The 2740-nt window shown below is 54.8% G+C and carries 3 protein-coding genes; all 3 read right to left on the bottom strand.

Features of this window, described 5'->3' with window-relative positions:
- Window positions 1-423: 423 nt before the first annotated feature.
- Window positions 424-891: a DUF4265 domain-containing protein gene (locus tag CDN99_RS27880; protein WP_088388934.1), complete on the bottom strand. Its 468-nt coding sequence runs from the start codon at window positions 889-891 to the stop codon at window positions 424-426.
- A 335-nt stretch (window positions 892-1226) separates the two neighbouring features.
- Window positions 1227-1544 (bottom strand): contact-dependent growth inhibition system immunity protein, encoded by a 318-nt coding sequence (locus CDN99_RS29790; RefSeq protein ID WP_158218986.1) that lies wholly within the window; start codon window positions 1542-1544, stop codon window positions 1227-1229.
- A partial coding sequence (locus CDN99_RS27875; RefSeq protein ID WP_310732498.1) for an RNase A-like domain-containing protein occupies window positions 1541-2740 on the bottom strand: 1200 nt, incomplete at its 5' end. The genes CDN99_RS27875 and CDN99_RS29790, both read right to left, overlap by 4 nt.

Genomic DNA, 2740 nt, shown 5'->3' with positions numbered 1-2740 from the left:
CTCCTTCTTGAGCTGCCCGTACGCGTCGTACTCGTAGTTCACCGTGCGCGTGACCGTCGTCGTGGTCTGCCCCTGCGCCGCGCCGATGCCCAGTCCCGCGAGCGCCAACGCTGACAGCAGCCGTCTCGCTCCTCGTAGAACTCTCACGGCTCTTTCCATCCGACCGAACTCCCTGCTTCGCTATATGGCGGGCTTCGAACAACGCAACTAGTTAACCCAGCCTCATTGAGTTTGATGGCTGCTTCTTGCAGGTGAAGGGATGAAGCGCCCCCATCGCGGGGTAGGCATTTCTACCCCTTCACAGGAATGTCGCTGCTCTTCCCATGCCTACAAACTACCGACCACCCTTTATAAAGCGGTTCAGATAGTATTTTCACTGGCGCGACGCTCTCTCGACCCACAGGAACCTCAGAAATACATTCTCTAGACAGATCCAGTTTCGTAGTTCAACAGGCCTTCGTTCTCACGAACCTGCAGATGGTCAGCAAGGCGCTGAGCATCAGTCGCCGCCACGCTCAGAGCCAATAGATTCTCTGAATACCATTCCATTGAAATATTCAAATCCCCAATTTCGCGCACTTGCGTTTGACGGCCCACATCATCCTGACCACCGAACCATACTCGAAATGTCACTTGACCGGACGGTCGCACGACACGCTGAAGAATGGAATTTGCGTCAATTTCAACCTCATCGCCCAGCGCCAGATTGGTCACAAAGAATGGAATGCAGCACAAAATGAATCGATTTACAGCTATCCTCTCCCCCCACAATTGCTCCCATTCATTTATCCCATCCTTCGATCCGAGGTGCGCGGCGAATATAAAGCTCGCCCGATCACGCCAGACCGGCGAAGCATGGCTTGCTTCAAAATCATCTACTTGATATTTCATATACTTTCACTTCTCCCAATTTGGCGACGGCCATTCACCTCGATATCCAGCGGGTGGATTCACGGAAAGTCTCGCGCGCCTTGCATTGCAATGCGGACACGCGAGTTGCGCGCTGGCCAAGGTCGCATTACCCTATCTCGCCTTTGGAATTACGTGATCGACCCAAGTAGCCCCCCTCTCGACGACAATATACGCATATCCGCCCTGGATCTTCGGCCTTCGCTGCCTCGCGGATCGCTCAAGCGAATGGATTTCCCGCGGTTGACCCACCCATTGCACCTACTTTAATTGACGAGATTACACGGAAGTGGTCATTTGGACGAAGAGAACGAGCTCTAAGCCAATCCACCCTGCCTGTACTCCAATTTTCCAACTACATGTTGGAGCCAATCTCGGGCACTCTGTCCATCAGAGCTTGGTAAGTAATAGCACCCAAACTCTCTGAGGAGGTCTTGCTCAATGGCAACATCGTCTCCGGCAGAGACCAAGTATTGGCGGATCTGAGCAACGATGTGATAGATATCGTTGGAATCCGGCCCGCCACTCAGAAACTGGACGATCACCTCATCGGGCTCGGATGCATCCAGCTCCCAGTCTTCATGGAAATACCCTGCCAGGAAGGATTTCAGTTCTTGATTGCTATTTGTCGTCATGGTATCGGATAGCCAGTAATGATTCGCCAGTTTCCACCGCCAGTGCCTTCTAGAACTGCTCTGACTCCTGTGCCTGGCACTGCGGCAGCGGCCCCGCGCTGAAGCACAGCCCCCCCGCTGAAAGCTCCATCAATCACGAGCCGCCCTCTTGCACCTGCAGTAACCCACGCATTCACGCGCGCAGCATTCGTGCTCAACGCCGATGAAATTGCTGCCTCGGCTTCCGCTCGGCTAGCAAAAGTTGATGCAGCACCTAACCGCGATTGCGACGCAAGCCTTGCAGCAAGGTCCGCCTCCGTTTGGCCAAGATGTCGCGCAAGCAAATGACCACCGGCCGCTTCATGCGCCACAAGTCCACCGCCAGGCACAAGATGACTGAACGCTCCAGCTTCCTTTGCGGCAGCGGTAGTCGATCGGCCTATTATATTTGCCGTACCAAAGCTAGCGAGATTTGCTCCTGCCCAAAGGACTGAAGATGCGCCATAGGTTACCGCCCAACCATAGTCACCATTCTTATATGCATTAATGGACAATCTTACATAACCACCATCCGCGAGATCAAGCGTAGATTGCTTGAGAATGGCCGCAGCATTCACACCGGGAAGAGCCACGGGATTGGCGACTTCAGCATACGAAACTCCTGCCCCGCTGACAGTGACCGTTGGTAATGAATATTGAGCAGGCGCAGAAGGCGTCTGCTGATAGGTTATGAGAGGCCCATTAACGGTAGTCCCCCCCACACACTCCCTGCAGCTTCCGTATCGGCGCATCTGATCTGCACCAAACCAATCATCGAATATCAAATTAGGCATCAAGCCTGTAGGATCGGTATAAGCCAGCGCGTTGTTTAGCACATAGCTAAACCGATTGAACGCCTGCTGATCCTTTGGATCCGGCACCGTCGGATCCGCACTCGTATGCCTCCCGGTCATCGGGTCATACAACCGCGCATTCATATGCACCAGCCCGAGCTGATCCAGCTGCTCGTGCCCGGTATACCCCGAGTTATCCTGATCGTTCTTGATCGTCCCCAGCGTCGCCCAGCTGTCGTCGCTGCCGTCGATATTGCGCCGGCGCCCCCACGCGTCATAGCTCATTCGCTGCTGCAACTGCCCCACCTCATCGACGATCCCGATCACCGACCCCAGGTGGTCCTTCAGGAACAGCCGCCCATTCCTGACCCCGGCCGTGTTGGC

Source organism: Roseateles aquatilis (assembly GCF_002205645.1).
GTDB classification, from domain to species: domain Bacteria; phylum Pseudomonadota; class Gammaproteobacteria; order Burkholderiales; family Burkholderiaceae_C; genus Roseateles; species Roseateles aquatilis.
Note: the sequence above shows the minus strand (reverse complement) of the source record. Positions and strands in the feature narration are given on the sequence as shown.

Excerpts from the sequence above, each read along its gene's own strand:
- CDN99_RS29790 (WP_158218986.1), bottom strand. The coding sequence starts at position 1,544 with ATGACGACAAATAGCAATCAAGAACTGAAATCCTTCCTGGCAGGGTAT.
- CDN99_RS27880 (WP_088388934.1), bottom strand. The coding sequence starts at position 891 with ATGAAATATCAAGTAGATGATTTTGAAGCAAGCCATGCTTCGCCGGTC.